The sequence below is a fragment of the Pseudorhodoplanes sp. genome, assembly GCF_046289595.1.
Lineage (GTDB): Bacteria > Pseudomonadota > Alphaproteobacteria > Rhizobiales > Xanthobacteraceae > Pseudorhodoplanes.
Window position 1 is genome coordinate 1 of sequence record NZ_JBKBVB010000025.1, and the last position, 15,814, is coordinate 15,814.

Annotated in this window: 14 protein-coding genes; 4 read left to right on the forward strand and 10 right to left on the reverse strand. The window is 64.0% G+C overall.

Annotated elements, in window-relative coordinates; translation table 11 throughout:
• Positions 1 to 450: 450 nt before the first annotated feature.
• The 4 genes from ACK41X_RS07650 to ACK41X_RS07665 all read right to left on the reverse strand — a co-directional run bounded on the left by ACK41X_RS07650 (position 451) and on the right by ACK41X_RS07665 (position 4,609).
• Positions 451 to 1,212 (reverse strand): SDR family NAD(P)-dependent oxidoreductase, encoded by a 762-nt coding sequence (locus ACK41X_RS07650; protein WP_409720896.1) that lies wholly within the window; start codon positions 1,210 to 1,212, stop codon positions 451 to 453.
• Between the two features lie 81 nt (positions 1,213 to 1,293).
• Positions 1,294 to 2,280, reverse strand: a complete 987-nt coding sequence (locus tag ACK41X_RS07655; protein ID WP_409720898.1) for a Bug family tripartite tricarboxylate transporter substrate binding protein — start codon at positions 2,278 to 2,280, stop codon at positions 1,294 to 1,296.
• A 160-nt stretch (positions 2,281 to 2,440) separates the two neighbouring features.
• Positions 2,441 to 3,232 carry an enoyl-CoA hydratase-related protein gene (locus ACK41X_RS07660; RefSeq protein WP_409720900.1) on the reverse strand — a complete coding sequence of 264 codons (792 nt, stop codon included), beginning with the start codon at positions 3,230 to 3,232 and terminating at the stop codon, positions 2,441 to 2,443.
• Between the two features lie 3 nt (positions 3,233 to 3,235).
• Positions 3,236 to 4,609, reverse strand: a complete 1,374-nt coding sequence (locus tag ACK41X_RS07665) for an MmgE/PrpD family protein (RefSeq protein ID WP_409720902.1) — start codon at positions 4,607 to 4,609, stop codon at positions 3,236 to 3,238.
• Positions 4,610 to 4,723: 114 nt separating this feature from the next.
• Here ACK41X_RS07665 and ACK41X_RS07670 point away from each other — a divergent pair, with 114 nt between their 5' ends.
• The 3 genes from ACK41X_RS07670 to ACK41X_RS07680 all read left to right on the forward strand — a co-directional run bounded on the left by ACK41X_RS07670 (position 4,724) and on the right by ACK41X_RS07680 (position 7,598).
• The gene (locus ACK41X_RS07670; RefSeq protein WP_409720903.1) at positions 4,724 to 5,527 is read left to right on the forward strand and encodes an IclR family transcriptional regulator; all 804 of its coding nucleotides are present in this window, start codon (positions 4,724 to 4,726) and stop codon (positions 5,525 to 5,527) included.
• A 62-nt stretch (positions 5,528 to 5,589) separates the two neighbouring features.
• Positions 5,590 to 6,306 (forward strand): ion channel, encoded by a 717-nt coding sequence (locus ACK41X_RS07675; RefSeq protein ID WP_409720905.1) that lies wholly within the window; start codon positions 5,590 to 5,592, stop codon positions 6,304 to 6,306.
• Between the two features lie 20 nt (positions 6,307 to 6,326).
• Positions 6,327 to 7,598 (forward strand): TAXI family TRAP transporter solute-binding subunit, encoded by a 1,272-nt coding sequence (locus ACK41X_RS07680; protein ID WP_409720907.1) that lies wholly within the window; start codon positions 6,327 to 6,329, stop codon positions 7,596 to 7,598.
• An 11-nt stretch (positions 7,599 to 7,609) separates the two neighbouring features.
• Here ACK41X_RS07680 and ACK41X_RS07685 read toward each other — a convergent pair whose 3' ends face one another.
• Both ACK41X_RS07685 and ACK41X_RS07690 read right to left on the reverse strand, forming a co-directional pair.
• Positions 7,610 to 8,542, reverse strand: a complete 933-nt coding sequence (locus ACK41X_RS07685; protein WP_409720909.1) for a hydroxymethylglutaryl-CoA lyase — start codon at positions 8,540 to 8,542, stop codon at positions 7,610 to 7,612.
• On the reverse strand, positions 8,539 to 9,990 hold the full coding sequence (locus ACK41X_RS07690) for a hypothetical protein (protein ID WP_409720910.1): 1,452 nt from the start codon (positions 9,988 to 9,990) through the stop codon (positions 8,539 to 8,541). The genes ACK41X_RS07685 and ACK41X_RS07690 overlap by 4 nt, the downstream gene beginning before the upstream one ends.
• Positions 9,991 to 10,130: 140 nt before the next feature.
• On the opposite strand from ACK41X_RS07690, the gene ACK41X_RS07695 reads away from it, so the two are divergent.
• Complete coding sequence (locus ACK41X_RS07695) at positions 10,131 to 11,744, forward strand: AMP-binding protein (RefSeq protein WP_409720911.1); 1,614 nt, start codon at positions 10,131 to 10,133, stop codon at positions 11,742 to 11,744.
• A gap of 8 nt (positions 11,745 to 11,752) precedes the next feature.
• Here the strand turns inward: ACK41X_RS07695 and ACK41X_RS07700 are convergent, their stop codons facing one another.
• The 4 genes from ACK41X_RS07700 to ACK41X_RS07715 all read right to left on the reverse strand — a co-directional run bounded on the left by ACK41X_RS07700 (position 11,753) and on the right by ACK41X_RS07715 (position 15,790).
• Entirely contained in the window at positions 11,753 to 12,580 is an 828-nt protein-coding gene (locus ACK41X_RS07700) for a sugar phosphate isomerase/epimerase family protein (protein WP_409720913.1), read from the reverse strand.
• Positions 12,581 to 12,590: 10 nt separating this feature from the next.
• Positions 12,591 to 14,123 (reverse strand): tripartite tricarboxylate transporter permease, encoded by a 1,533-nt coding sequence (locus ACK41X_RS07705; protein ID WP_409720915.1) that lies wholly within the window; start codon positions 14,121 to 14,123, stop codon positions 12,591 to 12,593.
• A gap of 7 nt (positions 14,124 to 14,130) precedes the next feature.
• Positions 14,131 to 14,637: a tripartite tricarboxylate transporter TctB family protein gene (locus ACK41X_RS07710; RefSeq protein WP_409720917.1), complete on the reverse strand. Its 507-nt coding sequence runs from the start codon at positions 14,635 to 14,637 to the stop codon at positions 14,131 to 14,133.
• Positions 14,638 to 14,785: 148 nt separating this feature from the next.
• Positions 14,786 to 15,790 carry a Bug family tripartite tricarboxylate transporter substrate binding protein gene (locus ACK41X_RS07715; RefSeq protein WP_409720919.1) on the reverse strand — a complete coding sequence of 335 codons (1,005 nt, stop codon included), beginning with the start codon at positions 15,788 to 15,790 and terminating at the stop codon, positions 14,786 to 14,788.
• Between the last annotated feature and the right edge of the window lie 24 nt (positions 15,791 to 15,814).

Below are 15,814 nucleotides of genomic sequence, written 5' to 3' on the forward strand. Positions count from 1 at the left end.
GTACCCGATGCGCAAAACGAAAGAAGGGCCACGGGTTTTGAAATTGGGCGCGCCCGCGCCGTCACAACAACAGGGCCGGCGGAGCCTTGCCCCGAGCGGCGATAGCGCTCCGCAGGCAGCCAATCCTGCTTTCGCTGCATCCGGGCTGGGGAAACGTCTCTGCTCATGCCCGCGAAGGCGGGCATCCAGCGCCGAAAAAGACGCAGGCGATGCTTCAAATAAAATGGCGCAAGCGCAACGGCGCTCTATCACCCCGCAAGACCATGAGTGTTCTTCAACGACATTTGTGCTCGAGGACGTAACTGCGCTGGGTCCCCGCCTTCGCGGGGACGAGCGGGCAGAGAGAGAGAGAGCAATCGATCGAGGAGAGGCATCGATTGCGTCGCTGCGCTTGCGATGACGCAGGGTGGATTGCCTCTCTGCCCTCGCAATGACGACAGGAGCCATCGCTCAAATCATGTAATGGCCGCCATTGACATGGGTGGCCTGGCCTGAGACGAAGCCGCCGCCGGGCGAGGCGAGAAACGCAACCGCGGCCGCCACTTCCGAAACATCGCCGAAGCGGCCAAGCGGAATTTCCGACTGGATCTTCTCCTTGGCCTGATGCGGATACTGGCTCCAGTCGCGCTCGGTGTCGATCGCGCCCGGCACCACCGTATTCGCGGTGATGCCGTCGGGTCCGAATTCGCGCGCGATCGCCTTGGCGAGCCCGTGCATGCCGGCCTTGCAGGTGATGTTGTGGGCTCTGTGAGTCACCTGCGCCCAGAACCCGTCGAAGCCGGAGATCAGCACGATGCGTCCCCACCTGTTCTTGCGCATATGCGGGATGGCGTGGCGCGAGAGATAGAAGGCCGAACTGAGATTGGTGGCCAGCACGTTGTTCCAGTCGTCGGGCGTGATGTCGAGGAAGGCCTGATAGCGGCGGATGCCGACATTGTTGACCATGATGTCGACCGAGCCGAAGGCGTCGGCGCAGGACTGAATGAGCCTTGCGCAGTCCTCGTCGCGCCCGACATCGGCCATCACCCCGATCGCCTTGCCGCCGGCCGCGTTGATCTCCGCGACCACCTTGTCCACGGCCTCTCTGTCGGAGGAGCCGTTGACCACCACCTTCGCGCCTTTCTTCGAAAGCGCGTGGGCGATGGCGCGGCCGATATTGCGGCCCGAGCCGGTCACGACCGCGGCGCGGCCGGAAAGTTCCTGTTCAGACATGGTGTCGCCTCGATCCATGCGATCGCAAATGAAACGCGGCGCTCCACACACAATGGAGCGCCGCGGATTGACGCCAGTCCGTCACTCCGGCTGGATGCCGATGGACGGAATGACCTTGGTCCAGTGGTCGAATTCCTTCTGCATCGATTGCTGCAGATCCTCGGGGGAACCGCCGGCCGGGCTCGCGCCCTGCGCCTTCAGCTTGGCGATCACGTCCGGCTTCTTGATGGTTTCGGCGATGATCGCATTGACGCGGTCGACGATCGGCTTGGGCGTGCCGAGCGGGGCGAACACGCCGACCCAGGTGAAGGTGTCGACGCCGGGCACGGTTTCGGAGACCGTCGGGATGCCGGGCAGGTCGGGCGAACGCTTGGTTTCGACCAGCGCGAGGATGCGAATGGTGCCGGCCTGCGCCTGCGGCATCACCGCCGGCGTGGTGCCGAAGCTGATCGGGATGTGACCGGCGACCAGATCGGCAATGGCCGGGCCGCCGCCGCGATAGGGCACATGCACCATGTTGATGCCGGTCTTCTGCTTCAGGAGTTCGCCGGCGATGTGATGCGCCGAACCGACGCCGGCGCTGCCGAAGCTCATCTTCTGGTCGGGGTTCTTCTTGGCGTAGTCGATCAGTTCCTGCACGGTGTTGACCGGCAGCTTGGCATTGACCGCAAGCGTCATCACCACGTCCGCGACCTTGATGACGGGGGTGAACGACTTCATCGGGTCGAACGGGAAATTCTTCTGCATGAAGGAATTCATGGTGACCGGCGCGTTGACGGTCACAAGAAAGGTATAGCCGTCGGGCGCGGCCTTGGCGACTTGCGCCGCCCCGGTGGTGCCGCCGGCGCCCGGCTTGTTCTCCACCACGACGGGGACCTTGAGTTCGGCTTCCAGCGGATCGCGGATCAGGCGTGCGATGAAATCGGTGGAGGCGCCGGGCGGGTAGGGCACGATCAGCGTGATCGCCCGGTTCGGCCAGTTCGCGGTTTGCGCCGAGGCAATGCCCGCAGCGAATATCGGAGCGGCCAGCGCCAGCGCGAACACGGCGCTGCGTTTGGTGAAAGTCATTGTCTCTCCTCCCTGTTGGATCGGCGGATCGGCTCCGCTGAAGGCGCCGTTCGGCGTCGTTGGTGTGATGTTGCGAATTGTACGGCGCTGCGTGTTGTCAATTCAACCGAGGCGTTGGCTGACGAAACAGTTGGCTGACGAAACAATGTGTGTTCACCCGTCAGCGTCCCTTGAATTGCGGCTTGCGCTTCTCGTTGAAGGCGCGGACGCCTTCGTGCCGGTCCTCGGTCGAAATCATGCGCTCGTAGCACTGGATTTCGAATGCAAGCCCCGATTGCAGGTCCATGTTCATCGAGGCGTTGATGGCCTTCTTGATCTGCCGCACGGAAATCGGGGCGTTGTCACAGATGGTTCGCGCCAGCGTCATCACCTTCGGCATCAGGTCGGCCGGCTCACACACCTCGTTCACCATGCCCCACTCGTAAGCCTGTTGGGCCGAGAAGGGCAGGCCGCTCATGATGATTTCCTTGGCGCGGCGCACGCCGACCGCACGCGGCAGGTTCTGCGTCGCGCCCGCGCCCGGCATGATGCCGCGCGTGACTTCCGGCAGAGCGAAACGGGCATGGCGCGCGGCGTAGATAAAGTCGCAGCACAAAGCCAGTTCACAGCCGCCGCCGAAGGCGACGCCATTGACTGCGGCAATCACCGGCACCGAGCAGTTGATTACGGAATAGGCGGCCTCCTCGATGATGGCGTGCTGGTTGCGCCATTGCTCGTCGGTCATGCCCTGGCGTTCCTTCAGGTCGCCGCCGGCGCTGAATGCCTTGTCGCCGGTGGCGGTCAGGATCACGCAGCGCACGTCGCCCGGATAGAAGGCGAGCTTGCCAAACACCTTGTAAAGGTCTTCCGAAGTCGCGGTGTTGAGCGCGTTGTGGACGTCGGGACGGTTGAAGCGGACCACCATCAGGCCCGGCTCGGGCCGCTCCACCAGAAGATGCGAGAGATTGTCCATTGGTCAGGCCGCGCTCGCTTTGGCCTTGCCAGCCGGAAACAGACCGAACCCGTCGATCGACGCCATGCGGTCGAGCCCCTGGATCGTTTCGAACAGCGTACGGGTGCCGCGCTCGCCGAGTGCAGGCTTTACGCAATCCTCGAACTTCGCCCACATCGCCTCGGTCTCGACGCCGCGCTGAAAATGGCCGCGCGGACGCTTCACGGCTTCCGTGGTGAGCGTCTTGCCGCCGCGCAGATGCAGGGTGACGCGGTCGAAAGGCGAATGCGCCGGTTCGTGGTCGTCGCGCTCCGGCATGGTGACGATCCGCACCTTGCGGATCAGGTCCTGCACCTCCGGCCGGTTGACGAAGGCGTCGGTGAGCTGGGCATTGCCGCAGGCGCCCGCGACAATCGCAGAGGCCATCGCGAATTCGCCGGAGATTTTGGCGTCAAGCCCGTTGGTTGGCCGATGCACGCGCAGGATCTCGGCCTGGGTCTCGCCGATCTCCAGATCGATCGCCTCGACGTCCTCAGGCTTGACCGGATTAACTTTGCGCATATCGATCACGGCGTCGATGGCGCGATGCACGGCATAGCAGACCGGATAGAGTTTGATGTTGATGCCGGCGCGCAGGATGCCCCAGTCCTCGCCGAATTTGGCGGGAGTCGTCGTGTCGACCTCGCCCTTCGGCGAGACGGCGCGCAGGAAACCGAGATCGTCCTCGATCGCGGTGTCGGTCGCGGTCAGACCGGCCTCGGCCAGCCGGGCAGCAAGGAGGCCCGACTGCGCCGCGCGTCCGACCTGATAGGGCTTGGTCATGGAGCCGAAATTGCCGACGATACCGCCCGCAAGAGAAGCGGCGATGCCGATGGTGCGGGTCGCCATTGCCGCATCGTGCCCGCGCAGCGAAGCAGCAGCAGCAGCAGCAGCAATCGTTCCGAGCATGGCCGTCGGATGCCAGCCCTTGCGATGCAGCTGGTGGGCATCGCGCCGCGTCATCTCGGCCCAGATTTCGTAACCCGCGACATAGGCCGTGATCATCGCGCGGCCGTCGGCGCCGGTCTCGGCGGCCTCGGAGAGGATGGTCGGCACCAGGATGGCGCTCGGATGGCCGGCAAGGCCGGTATCGTCATAGTCGATGGCGTGCGAGGCAACGCCGTAGACCAGGGCGCGTTCGGGCGCCGGTGCCTGCAGCGCCGAGATCGGCGTGTTCGCACCGTCATGGACGATGCCGAGCCCGCGCGCGGCGGTGCGGGTGACCTTTTCGTTCCAGCCCGTGACCATGCAGGCGATGCAGTCGGTGAAGCCGAGCCGAACCGTTTTCACCGCCTCCGGCGGCAGCATGTCGTAACGCAACGACGCAACGAAGCGCCCCATATCGGCCGTCAGTCCCATGCCTACAGTCCTTCCGTGCGGTCCGAATGCGCCGGGGTAGGGGAGCGGGTTTGTCATGTCAACGTGAGGTTTGATATAAAAAACCGACGCCGTTTCTCGGGGATCTCATGCGATATGCCCAGTCGTAAGCCTGCCGACGATGACCGCATCGACCCGCGCTATATCGTCCCCGGCCTGTCGCGCGGACTTGCGCTGCTCCAACTCTTTCCCCGCAGCAAGCCGGCCAAGACGCTTGCGGAACTTGCAGCCGGGCTGGGGCTGACGCGCTCGGCCACTTACCGGCTGGTCTATACGTTGGAGGCGGATGGCTTCATTGCCCGCGATTCCGAGACGCGGCGCTACCGGCTCACCTCGAAGACGCTCGATCTCGGTTTCGAATATCTGCACGCCCAGCCGATCACCGAAATCGCGCAACCGTTCCTGCGCGCGCTGAGCGATCGCACCAATGCGGCCGCCCATGTCGCGATCCTCGATGGCTGGCACGCAGTCTATCTGGCGCGGGCGCTGCCCAATGCGGGTCTGGTCAGCAACCTGCAGCTTGGCGCGCGGCTGCCCGCGCATACCACGTCGTCCGGCCGTATCATGCTGGCGCATCAGCAGGAGGACGACCTGCGCCGTCTCTACGATCGGTTACGCAAGGAGTTGCGGGGCGGCTTTGTCCTGCCATCGGTGCAGGACTTCGATGCCCAGATCGCCGCCGACCGCAAGCGCGGCTATGTCTTTCACCGTTCGACCGTCGATCCAGGTCTGGTCAGCCTTGCCTATCCGATCCGCGATCACGACTCGCGCGTGGTCGCAGCCGTCACGGTGATCGTGCCGGAAAAGCTGTCCGATGCCATCGGCGGCGAACGCGCGCTGCGCCCGATGGTCTATGAGACCGCCGACGCGATCTCGCGCAAGATCGGCTACCGTGGCTGATAATCGCAAGAAGAGTTGCGCCGGTTGTGGCAGTCTGAAGCGACGACCAGTGCCGATTCGCGATGACCCAGCCGAAACAACCGGGTGAAGCCGAGGTGTTCCGCTACGGCGGAACCGGCACGGTATTGCTGGTCGCGCTGTTGTTATACGTTGCATTGCATCCTCTGGCGCTCGGCGGAACAGCCTCCCGGATCGCTGGCGGTCTTATCGTTATTGTCATTCTGGTCTCCGGGACGATTGCGGCAAGCCGTTCGACAATCCTGCGCGGCATCGGGATCGCACTTGCAACAGTGACATTCTGCCTGCAGGTGGCTTGGCTCGGGACCGGAAACCGTACCGCCGAAGCCGCGATGATGGCAGCTCTCGCCATCTTCTGCTTCTTCACGGCGTCGGTGATCCTGCGTCATGTGCTCTCGTTCGGCCCGCTTTATGCCGACCGGGTGCATGCGGCGCTCAGTGTCTATATCCTGCTGGCGCTCGCCTGGGCCGGCGGCTACGCCATGTTCGAAATTGTATCGCCAGGGTCGTTTTCGCTTCCGGGCGGGAGCGCAAGGGACGAGGGCGCGCCGCTGCTCGCGGACATGATGCATTTGAGTATTGCGACTCTGACGTCGACCGGATTCGGCGATATCACGCCGATCGCCCCTTTCGCCCGCTCCTTTAGCCAGTTGGAACAGTTGACGGGCGTGTTCTATATCCCAGTATTGATCTCGCGGCTCATCGGCCTTTACCCGATGGAACAGCGCGCAACCGAGGAGCCGGATGAGCCGGCCGGGTAACGATGGTTTTCGCACGCTGGATGAGAATTGTGCTTGTTGTCGGCCTCGTCGCCCTGACGGCCGGCATTGGCTTATATACGTACCGGTACTCGATGCGTCCGGTGACGCTGACGGTAGCCGCCGGATCGATGGACGGCGAAGGCGCGCGTTTGATGAATTCGCTGGCGTCCCGTCTTGGATCGACAGCGAATTCACGGATCCGGCTCAAGGTGGTCGATACCGGCACGCCGATGGGCGCAGCCGAGGCATTTGCGAAGGGCGAAGTCGATCTTGCGATCGTGCGCGGCGATGCGGCGAATCTGAAAAATGCGCGCACCGTCGTCGTCATCACCCACGGCGTCTTGATGCTGCTCGGCCTTCCCGGGACGAACATCACCGAACTGGATGAACTGAAGGGCAAGACCATCGGTGTGGTCGGCGGACCTGTCAATCAGCGGCTCGCGCAGGTGCTGGACAATGAATACGACCTGAGCCGCAACAAGGTGAAATTCGTCGACCTGAGCTTGCCCGAAGTCGCCGCGGCAATGCAGAGCCGGAAGGTCCAGGCGCTTCTGATCGTCGCGCCTATTTCTGCGCGCTATCTCACAATGCTGCGAAATTTCTTTCCGCGCGATGCCAAAAAGGCGCCGGCCTTGCTGGCGATCGAATCCGCCGGTGCAATCGCGGCCGCCGTTCCGGTATATGAGAGCTTCGACATCCCAAAGGGTACGATCCGGGGTTCGCCGGCGATCCCCGACGACGATCTGACCACCCTGCGTGTCCCGGTCTATCTGGTGGCGAAGGAAAAACTCGACGACGATACCGCGACGCAGCTCACCCAGGCGATCATGGAGGCACGCAGCAACATGATCGGCGAGTATCCTGTGCTCGCTCAGATCGCCGCGCCCTCCACCGAGAAAGATGCGCCGATCCCGATTCATCCGGGTGCGGCCGCCTATTTCAGCGGCGATATCAAGACGATCTTTGACAAATATGGCGACACGTTCTTTTACGCGTCGATCCTGCTCGGCATGCTGAGTTCGGCTGCGGCCGCCTTTTGGAAATTCATGATGCCGGTGCCGGAGGGCAGCCGCCCGCAGGAGCGCCTGCACAGCATCAGCACCCGCATCCGCGACGCCCGCAGCGAAGCGGAACTCGAGCAAATCGAAGACGAGATCGACGACATCCTGCGTAACGAGTTCTCACGCGAGAAGCGGGACGATGCCGATGTCGGTGCGCTGCAGGTCGCACTGAGCCGGCTGGAATACCTGATCAACAAGCGGCGGCGTCTTCTTGAGGTGCAGGCGCAATAGAAGCGCAGCCTTCAGTCCACCTTTACCCGCGCCGCGTCCATGGCGTGCAGTTCGGACGCCTTGCCGGATTTCATCACCATGCCGGGCAGGGGGCGTCCGAGTATCTCCTGCGCCTGCCGGGCAACCGCGATCAGCGCATCGAGATCGATCCCGGTTTCGATGCCCATCTCGTGCGCCATATGGACGAAGTCCTCGGTGCAGATATTTCCCACAGCCCTCGGGGCGAACGGGCAGCCGCCGAGTCCGCCGATCGAGCCTTCGAAATGCTTGATCCCGCAATCGAGACCGGCCAGCGCATTGGCGATGCCGATGCCGCGGGTATTGTGCAGGTGAAGCCCAAGCTCGGCTTGCGGAAACGCTGCGCGCAAATCTTCCACCGTGCGGCGGATGCGGTCGGGATTGGCAACACCGGTGGTGTCGGCGAGATAGACGATCGGCGCGCCGAGTTCGAGGAGCTGCGCCAGCATCCGGTGCATGCGCTCGCGCGAGACCGGCCCCTCATAGGGACAGCCGAAGGCGGTTGCGATGCCGCCGACGATGCGGCTCTGCGTGCCGCGGGCGACGCGGGCGATTTCGTCGATCGCTTGCATGCCCTGCTCGGTGGTCATGCGCACATTCAGCCGGTTGAAGCTGTCGCTGACGGCGACCCCGATTTTCAGGTCGTCGATTCCGGCCGCGACCGCGCGCTCGGCGCCGCGGGCATTCGGCACGAAGGCGCCGTAGCGGATGCCTGGCGCGCGCCTGATCCCCGCGGCCACGGTCTCGGCGTCGGCGAGCTGCGGAATGACTTTCGGATGCGCGAACCCGGTAATCTCGATTTTGCTCAGCCCTGTCTTCGACAATGCATCGATCAGCGCGATCTTTTGTTCGGTCGGCACGAAATTGCGCTCGATCTGCAGACCGTCGCGCGGACCTACTTCGCTGATCTCGATGCGGCGGCTCATTGCGCGGGCGTCCAGTCCGGCGCGGTCAGGCGGCGCTTGCCGTCCGCGGTTTTGCTCACCTTCGGATCGTCGAGGCCCTCCTTGTCCCAGAGCTGGCAGGTGACGGTCTTGTGCTTCTGGTCGAGCCCTTCGCAGTAATTGGTGAATTCGCAGATGCGCACGGTCTCGCCCAGACCGAGCCGCGTCTTCAGGAACCAGTCTGGATCGGCGAGCGTCTGTCGCGCGGAGCCGACAATATCACAGGCGCCGTCGGCCAGCATCTGCTCGGCGAATTCGAAATTGTGGACACCGCCGGCGCAGACAATGGGCGTCTCAAGACCCTCGGCGCGGATCGCCTTGCGCACCGTCCCCGTCGCGTCGAGGTTGCGGCCGAACGGCCCGCGCTCGTCGGAGATATATTGCGGCATGCATTCATAGCCGCTGGGACCGGTGTAAGGGTAGGCAGCGCCGCCGACACCGGGCTGTTTCGCGTCATCGAATTTTCCGCCGCGCGAGGTCGAGATGAAGTCCATTCCGGCCTTCGCAAACTGCACGCCGAAATAGACCGCGTCATCCACGCCGCTGCCGCCATCGATGCATTCGTCGGCCAGAAAGCGGCAACCGATGGCGAAGCCGGGCCGCGTGCGTGCGCGCACTTCCCGGTACACGTCGAGCGGCAGGCGCACACGATTTTCCAGCGCGCCGCCATAGCCGTCGTCGCGGGTATTCTTGCGCGACAGAAACGAGGCCATCGTATAGGCGTGCGCATAGTGCAATTCGACACCATCGAAGCCCGCCGCCTCGGCACGGCAGGCGGCGTCCGCGAACAGGCCGGGCAGCACCTTGGGCAGATCGCGAATATGCGGCAGGTCCATATCGGTGACGCGCTCGCGATAACCAAATTCGAGCGACTCCAGTTCGCGCTCGGTCAGGATAGAGGCGAGCTGGTCGCGCTTCATCCCGGCGAGGGCGGCCCGGATGTCGGTGTCGCTCAAGCCGGGCAGGGCCGCGCGATGCAAGTCGGTGATGGCGAGAAACCGCTCGAAATATTTCTTCGCGTCGGGACGCCGCCGGATCGACAGGAAATCGATGATCTGAATGAAGACGCGGGTGTGTCCGTCACTCGCTGCATGGACCGCCTCGACCAGCCGTTTGAGGCCCGGGATGAAGCGATCGTCGCCTATCCGCAGAAGCGGCCCGCTTGGAATGTCGCGGATGCCGGTGGCCTCGACCACGATCGCGCCCGGCTGGCCCTTGGCAAAACGGGCATACCATTCGACCACAGCATCGGTGACGAAGCCATCCTCTGTCGCCCGCCACGGCACCATGGCCGGCACCCAGGTGCGCTGTTCGAGCGTTACCGGCCCGACTGCAACGGGAGAAAACAGACGCGACGCTTCGGCCTCCGCGCGGGTCGGGATCCGGCCCGGCTTCGGCTCGAACTGGATGCGCTGCGGAGGACGCCACATGGTGCGCTCACATTTGGAATTATATTCAACTGGATGTATGCGTATGGCGCAGAGCCGTCAACCTGACCGCGAACCAAGGTTGTCGAACCGGCAGCCGCGCGGATAGGTTTTAAACAAGACCCGCATCATCGACGATTTCCATGCTCGATCCAAGTTTCTATGCCGACAGTTTCGCGCGCGACGGGCTGCCGCCGTTCGACATATGGCCCGCATTCGAGGGACTGGAGGCGCTCGGATATGAAAAGCGGCTCAATGCCGCGGTCGAACTGATCGACCGGCAGGTCGCAGCGGGCTTCGGCAAGCGGCTTGCGATCCGCACACCTGCCGCGACCTGGACCTACGAGGAACTGCTCGACAAGGCCAACCGGATCGCGGCGGTGCTGCGCGACGATCTCGGTCTCGTGCCCGGCAACCGCGTGCTGCTGCGCTCCGCCAACAATGCCATGAAGGCCGCGGCCTGGCTCGGCGTATTGAAGGCGGGCGGCATCGCGGTCGCCACCATGCCGCTGCTGCGGGCGGCCGAATTGTCCTACATGCTGGGCAAGGCCAAGGTCCAATTCGCGCTGTGCGATGCCCGGCTTGCCGACGAACTCGACAAGGCGGCGGGCAGCGCCCCCGGCCTGAAGACCGTTCATTTCCACAGCGATGCCGCCGACGGCCTCGAAGCCCGGATGGCACGAAAGAGCGGCGAATTCGACAACATCATCCCGTCCCATGACGATGTCGCGCTGATCGCCTTCACTTCCGGCACCACCGGGCAGTCGAAGGCAACCGTTCATTTTCACCGCGACGTGCTGGCGATCGCCGATTGCCTGCCGCGGCATATCCTGAAGCCCGAACCCGACGATGTGTTTCTCGGTTCGGCGCCGTTCGCCTTCACCTTCGGCCTCGGTGCGATGCTGGTCTTCCCGCTGCGTTTCGGCGGGTCTGCTGTGATGCTGGAAACGCCGACGCCGGACGCCATGCTATCGGCGATCGAACGCGAAGGGGTGTCGCGGCTGTTCACGGTGCCGACGCTGTATCGCGCGATGACGCCGCTTGCGGCGGGCTATGACGTCTCGTCGCTGAGAAGCTGCATCTCGTCCGGCGAACATATGCCGCTTGCGGTGTTCGAGGGATGGTATCGCGCGACCGGAGTGCGGCTGATGAATTCCATCGGCTCGACCGAGATGCTGCACGGCTTCCTCATCAATCAGGACACGCAGACCATTCCCGGAGCGGTCGGCAAGGCCGCGCCCGGCTATCGCGCCATGGTGGTGGACGAGGCGATGAATCCGCTGCCGCCGGGACAGGTGGGGCGGCTTGCAGTGCGAGGCCCTACCGGGTGCCGCTATCTTGCCGATCCGGAGCGGCAGACGAAATATGTCCAGAGCGGCTGGAACCTGACCGGCGATGCCTTCGAGACCGATGCCGACGGCAATTTCTGGTACCACGCCCGCACCGACGACATGATCGTCAGCGCCGGCTACAACATTTCCGGCGCGGAGGTGGAAGGCGTGCTGCTGCAGCATACCTCGGTCGCCGAATGCGCGGTGGTGGGATTGCCGAACGAGGAGCGCGGCCAGATCGTTGCGGCCTATGTGGTGCTGCGCGAGGGCGCGACCGACGGCGAAGCCATGAAGCGCGAATTGCAGGAGCTCGTCAAGGCGCAGATCGCGCCCTACAAATATCCGCGCGCGATCGAATTCGTGCCGTCGCTGCCCAAGACCATCACCGGAAAGATCCAGCGCAGCGCGCTGCGGGAAGCGCGGTAGAGGCGGCGTCAACCCAATCCATCGATCACCCCGCGCATATAGCCGATATTGCGCGCAGCGCAGGTCGTGCCGTCGGGGATATAGATGAACGGCTCGATGGCGGCATTGCCGGCATAGCCGGTCTCGCGCAAGGCGTTGATGATGGGACCGAACTGAAGCGCGCCGTCGCCGGGCCCGCGCCGGTTTGGATCGTTGAAATGCATATGCGCGATCAGGCCGGACGGCATCCATTGCCGGATCAGTTCCGGCACGCTCTGCTTTTCAAAGATCGACGCCGCCGAGCAATCGATCATGGTGCGGATTGCAGGGCTGCCGATCTGCCTGACAATGACCGCGGCTTCCTCGACGGTGTTGACGAAATTCGCGTCCGGCTGGTGCAGCGGTTCGACACAATAGGTCACGCCGGCTTGCTCGGCATCCTTGGCGATCGCCGCCCAGCATGCGACGCCGTGTTTGCGTCCCTCGTCCTCACGGCCCGGTTCGAGGCGCCGTTGCGCCGGCGATCCATGCACGATGATTGAGCCGCCGAGATCGTGGCAGAGCGCAATCAGGCCGCGGATCACGTCGACGGTGCGCGCCCGCACCGCGGCATCGCTGGCCGTGATCGACAGCCCCTCGGGCGCGCGCAGGAGATAATGCAGGCCGGTGACCGGGACGCCTGCATCCTCGGCGATCCTGCGGATTTCGGTGCGGCGGGAAGCCGGCAAAAGATGCGGCTCGTCCGACACGGTGAGCGGCGCGATTTCGAGACCGTCATAGCCCATTTGCCGGGCGAGTTCGCATTGCCGCGCGAAATCGTGCTCGGCCAGCACTTCGTTACAGAGCGATATTTTCATGGCTGCGCTTTTACGCGCCGCCCGATTGCCGGCGCAAGGGCGCGGTTGCGGCAGCCCACAGCCGGCCGACGGCGCGCGAGACAGCCGGGACGTTCATCAGAATGGTGCTGGCGACGAGGCAGAACATCACGAAGCTGATCGGCCGGGTGAAGAACGGGGTCAGGTCGCCGTCCGACAGCGTCAGGCCGCGCCGCAAATTCTTGTCGAGCAGATCGCCGAGCACGATGCCGAGCACCAGGGGCGCCATCGGATAGTTCAACTGGCGCAGCACGAAGCCGATCACGCCGAAGGCAAGCATCACGTAAATGTCGAAGAAGCGCGAGGCGATGGCGAAGGAGCCGACGGTGCACAGCACGAACACCACCGGCATCACCAGCGTCCGCGGCACCTGTAAAATCTTGATCAGCACCTGGGTCAGCGTCAGGCCGTAGATCAAAATTCCGATGCTGGCGAACAGCATCATCGTCACCACGTCGTAGACGAATTGCGGGTTGTTCACCATGATGAGCGGGCCGGGCTGCACGCCATGGATCAGCATCGCCGCAAGCAGCACCGCAGCCGGCGCCGAGCCCGGCACCGCGAGCGTGAGCACCGGGATAACCGCGCCTGGAATGCAGGCATTGTCGCCGGTTTCCGCCGCCATCAGCCCTTCGACCGAGCCCTTGCCGAACTTTTCCTTCTCCTTGCTGGCGCGTCGCGCCGCGGCGTATGAACTCCACGCTGCAACATCCTCGCCGACGCCGGGAATGATGCCGACGCCGGTGCCGATCAGGCCGGAACGGATGATGGTGCGCCAGTATTGCACCACGTCGCGGATGCGCGGGATCACGGCGTCGAAGGCGTTGATGACGATTTTCGGCGGCCGCTCCTTCATGACGGTCAGCACTTCGGCGAAGCCGAAGGCGCCAACCAGCGCCGGGATCAGCGCGATGCCGCCGGTGAGATCGTGGACTCCGAACGTGAAGCGGTTATGGGCATACATGCCCTCCTGGCCGATCATGGCGACGAACAGGCCGAGGAAGCCGGCGATCCATCCCTTCAGCGGATCGTTGCCGGTGAGGCTGCCGGAAATCACCACGCCGAACAGCGCCAGCCAGAAGAATTCGTAGGCCCCGAATTTCAGCGCCATCTCGCCGAGCACCGGCGTGAACAGCGCAAGCCCCAGCATGCCGATCCAGGTGCCGAGCACCGAGCCCGAGGTCGCAATGCCCATGGCGCGGCCGGCGAGGCCCTGCCGCGCCAGCGCATAGCCGTCGATGCAGGCGGCGGCGGAGGCCGGCGTTCCGGGAATGTTGAGCAGGATGGCGCTGCGGCTGCCGCCATAGATCGCCCCGACATAGGTGCAGATCAGGATCAGCAGCGCGACGTTCGAGGGCAGTGCGATGGTCAGGGTCGTCATCAGCGCGACCCCCATGGTCGCCGTGAGCCCCGGCAAGGCGCCGATGATCAGTCCGATCAGGCAGGCGCCGAGCGCGTAGAGAATCGTGGTCGGCGTCGCGAAATTCGCGATCGACTGGCCAAACAGAAAAAGACCGTCAAGCATCGGCGGTTCAGGGCAGACGCACCAGGAACAGTTCCTGGAAAACGTAATAGATCGCAGCTCCACAGATCAGGCCGAAGGCGGCGGCAAAGACCGCCCCGCGCAGCAGCGTGCCTTCGGGTTTGCGGTCCTCGAACTGGAACACAAAGACGAAAATCGCGATGAAGATCGCGGCCGCGAGCCAGAAGGGCAGGCCGCTGCCGAGGAGCCCAAGCGCAAAGCAAAGGCAGAGCGCGACGGCGGTCAGAATCCGCCAATGGTCCGGTATGCGGAACGCAGGGACGTGCAACTGCGCGAGCGCGCCTTCGCGGATCGATCGCGCGATCAGCAATATCCCCATGATGGCGATCGCAATCCCGAGCATGCCGGGAACGAGGCCCGGGGCGGTATAGACGGATGCCTGCAGATGGGTGAGGCGATCCATCATCACGCTGCCGATCATGATGCCGATGGCGAGGGCGAGCCAGACGCCCCCGGAAATCAGATCTGCGAACGGCGATGGTTTGCGATCGTCCACACCAACTCCAAGTCATGCCAGGGCGCGGGCAAAGCCGCCGAACCTGGAAACCGACGCGATGACGTTACGCCGATTGTCTGAGTTCCGGGTACGCGCCTTTTGGCGCGCCCCGGAATGACCGTCACTGCCTTATTGCGGCACTGGATGCTTACGGCTTGGCGATCCCGACGGTGTCGGGCGAGACCTTCGACTTGCCCGCAGCGTGCAACTGCCACGCTGTCGACTGAATGGCGGGCATCGCGGCCTTCACTGCCTCGTCGCCATAGACCGGTGCGAACTGCGCGCCGTTCGAGGCGGCGTATTTTTTCAGGGCATCCGAATTGGCAATCACGTTCTTCCAGACCATGTCGACGGTCTCGCGCACATTGGCCGGCACATCCTTGTGGATGAAAATGCCGAAGTAATTCGCATCGGGCTTGAAGCCTTCCACCGATGCGGTGACCGGCGGAATGGTGCCATGGCCTTCGAGTTCGAGCGGCTTGTCGGAGAGAACGGCGAGCGGACGCAGCCGCTTGGCACGGATCATGGCGGCCTGCTCCACAGCGAGCTGGGTCGTGACCTCGGTTTCGCCGGCGACCGTGGCGTTCACCGCCGGATTGCCGCCGTCATAGCTGACATGCTTGTAGGTGAGCCCGAGCGCGCGGGTGAAGGCCTCGATCGCGGCATGGCCCGACGAATTGATGCCGGCGGTCGCGACCGACACGCCGTTCGGCTTGGCCTTCATGGCATTCACGAGGTCCTTGGCGTCCTTGTAGGGCGTGCTCGGATTGACGCCGAGCACCGACACGTTGACGACACTGAGATAGGGCCGCCAGTCGGAGAATTTGGTGTCGAGCAGGCCGCTGACCGAGTAGGTGCCGATGTCCTTGGCCGCGCCCGCGGTCCAGGTATAGCCGTCCTTGGCGGCTTCGAGCGCGGTCTTGGTGCCGATCGATCCCGAGGCGCCGGGTTGGTTGACGATCACCACCTTCTGGCCGAGTGCCTTTTCAAGTTCGACTGCGGCGACGCGGGTCACCTGGTCGGTCGAGCCGCCTGCGGCCCAAGGCACGATGATGGTGATCGGCCGTTCCGGCTTCCAGGGATAGTTCTGTGCCGATGCCGCTCCGGTCAGGGCCAGCATTGCGCCTGCTAAAATCGAGGTCGTTCGAAGCATCTTCCGCTCCTCCCATGAACGTTA

Excerpts from the sequence above, each read along its gene's own strand:
- ACK41X_RS07650 (WP_409720896.1), bottom strand. The coding sequence starts at position 1,212 with ATGTCTGAACAGGAACTTTCCGGCCGCGCCGCGGTCGTGACCGGCTCG.
- ACK41X_RS07690 (WP_409720910.1), bottom strand. The coding sequence starts at position 9,990 with ATGTGGCGTCCTCCGCAGCGCATCCAGTTCGAGCCGAAGCCGGGCCGG.
- ACK41X_RS07665 (WP_409720902.1), bottom strand. The coding sequence starts at position 4,609 with ATGGGACTGACGGCCGATATGGGGCGCTTCGTTGCGTCGTTGCGTTAC.
- ACK41X_RS07685 (WP_409720909.1), bottom strand. The coding sequence starts at position 8,542 with ATGAGCCGCCGCATCGAGATCAGCGAAGTAGGTCCGCGCGACGGTCTG.
- ACK41X_RS07705 (WP_409720915.1), bottom strand. The coding sequence starts at position 14,123 with ATGCTTGACGGTCTTTTTCTGTTTGGCCAGTCGATCGCGAATTTCGCG.
- ACK41X_RS07700 (WP_409720913.1), bottom strand. The coding sequence starts at position 12,580 with ATGAAAATATCGCTCTGTAACGAAGTGCTGGCCGAGCACGATTTCGCG.
- ACK41X_RS07670 (WP_409720903.1), top strand. The coding sequence starts at position 4,724 with ATGCCCAGTCGTAAGCCTGCCGACGATGACCGCATCGACCCGCGCTAT.
- ACK41X_RS07695 (WP_409720911.1), top strand. The coding sequence starts at position 10,131 with ATGCTCGATCCAAGTTTCTATGCCGACAGTTTCGCGCGCGACGGGCTG.
- ACK41X_RS07655 (WP_409720898.1), bottom strand. The coding sequence starts at position 2,280 with ATGACTTTCACCAAACGCAGCGCCGTGTTCGCGCTGGCGCTGGCCGCT.
- ACK41X_RS07680 (WP_409720907.1), top strand. The coding sequence starts at position 6,327 with ATGAGAATTGTGCTTGTTGTCGGCCTCGTCGCCCTGACGGCCGGCATT.
- ACK41X_RS07715 (WP_409720919.1), bottom strand. The coding sequence starts at position 15,790 with ATGCTTCGAACGACCTCGATTTTAGCAGGCGCAATGCTGGCCCTGACC.
- ACK41X_RS07660 (WP_409720900.1), bottom strand. The coding sequence starts at position 3,232 with ATGGACAATCTCTCGCATCTTCTGGTGGAGCGGCCCGAGCCGGGCCTG.
- ACK41X_RS07675 (WP_409720905.1), top strand. The coding sequence starts at position 5,590 with ATGACCCAGCCGAAACAACCGGGTGAAGCCGAGGTGTTCCGCTACGGC.